Genomic DNA, 1,837 nt, shown 5'->3' with positions numbered 1-1,837 from the left:
GAAATCGGCATAGGGGGCGATCGATGTGATCGCACCCCTGCCACACCACCCGGCATGCGGGTCCGCACCGGGCGGTTCGAGAGATTGAGGTTTACGCGAGTCTGGGCATTCCGAGTTGGTCTGCCCATTTGATCGTGAGGACGGTGTTGAGGAGTTTGGCGCTGTTGCGCCACCAGCGGCGGGCGTTTCCCGCCACCTGCAGTGCCACCTTGAGGCTCGCTCCTCTTGCCATCAGTTCCCGGAAGATCGTCCTGCCTCGTTTCCATTGCTTGAGCTGGATAGCCCGCAAACGATGACGCATCCACTCGTCCAGGTCGTTGAAGACCGACGGTGTTTGCGCCAGCCGGAAGTAGGCTTTCCATCCGCGCACGAAGATACTCAACCGTTCCACCACCGCTTTGAGCGACCGCCCCGTCACGCGCGGTGTCAGTTCGCGAATGCGCTCCTTGAACGCCTTGATGGCCTTGCCGGCCACTCGTCGCTTGACCACACCCCCGGCTTGCCGGAAGGCATAGCCGAGGAATTTGCGGCCGAAGACGCTGGCAACGGCGCTCTTGGCCTCGTTCACCGTCAAGTGAAGCCGGCCATAAAGACGCCGCAGCAGAACCATCACCCGCTCGCCCGCGCGCCGCGACCGCACATAGACGTTGCAGTCATCGGCATAGCGGCAGAAGGCATGGCCCCGCCGTTCAAGTTCCCTGTCCACCTCATCCAGCAACACATTGGCCAGAAGCGGCGACAGCGGCCCACCCTGCGGCGTGCCTCGGCTCCGCTTGATGACCGCATCCCCATCAACGATATCGGCGCTCAGATAGGCCCGGACCAGGCGGATGACGCCGGGATCGGGGATTTTCCTGCGCAGACGGTCGATCAGGATGTCGTGCTCAACCCGGTCGAAGAACTTCTCCAGGTCAACGTCCACAACGACACGACGCCCGGACTGCACGAACGATTGTGCCGCAAGAACGGCATCGTGCGCACCGCGTCCCGGACGAAAGCCGTAGCTGTGCTGGCTGAAGGTCGGATCAAGGATCGGCTGGAGGACTTGCAGGAGCGCCTGTTGGATCAGGCGGTCCAGCACCGTGGGGATACCGAGCTCACGCTCGCCCCCAGGCTTCGGGATCATCACGCGACGCACCGGCTGTGGCCGATACGTCCGCTCCCGCAGACTGTCGCGGATGGCAGGCCAGCACTTGCGTAGCATCGCAGCCGTCTGGTCGATATCCAGTCCGTCCACCCCCGCCGCCCCTTTGTTGGCCCGCACCTGCTTCCAGGCCTTCAGGAGGTTCTCTCGCCTCAGGGCCGCCTCAAGCAGCCCTGCACCTGTGTCGTTCCCCATCCTCGGCGGGGGCTCGGCTTCGTCAAGATCAGAGCCTGGACGGGCTTCACCCGCTTGCCGCTCCAATCTCCCGGACATTCTCGGCATCTGACGCATGGCCTTGCTCATCCTCGGAGGAACTTCACTCTCTCTCGTTCGGCCCTTCGTTCGCGCCAAGGCGCTCCCTACTACGGCCTCTGCTGACTTCTCGCTCCGGCTCGACACCGTCGCCCTTTCAGGCGCAAAGCGAGATCTCCCCAGGTAAGAACGCACTCCTTCCCTGCACGACCGCCGGATTTACGCCAGCGACCCTTGGTCACGAGAGCTTCGCGGTTCATTGCCCGCTCGCCCTGGTCGGCACCGCCTCATATCCGGTTCTTGTCCATCGGCCCGCAGGTTCGATCCACGCTTCCTCCCCACGCTCGGTCGCCCTTGCAAAGTTGCGCTTCTCTTCGCTCGCCATGACCAGCTTACGGTGGGACTTGCACCCACAAGAGTGCGCCCATGCTGGGCGCACAA

The 1,837-nt window shown here is 63.5% G+C and carries 1 protein-coding gene; it reads right to left on the bottom strand.

Features of this window, described 5'->3' with window-relative positions; translation table 11 throughout:
• Window positions 1-91 precede the first annotated feature (91 nt).
• Window positions 92-1,447 (bottom strand): group II intron reverse transcriptase/maturase, encoded by a 1,356-nt coding sequence (gene ltrA / locus QWJ46_RS30930; RefSeq protein ID WP_368046105.1) that lies wholly within the window; start codon window positions 1,445-1,447, stop codon window positions 92-94.
• Between the last annotated feature and the right edge of the window lie 390 nt (window positions 1,448-1,837).

The organism is Rhizobium sp. CBN3 (assembly GCF_030518245.1).
Classification (GTDB): domain Bacteria; phylum Pseudomonadota; class Alphaproteobacteria; order Rhizobiales; family Rhizobiaceae; genus Rhizobium; species Rhizobium aethiopicum_A.
Note: the sequence above shows the minus strand (reverse complement) of the source record. Positions and strands in the feature narration are given on the sequence as shown.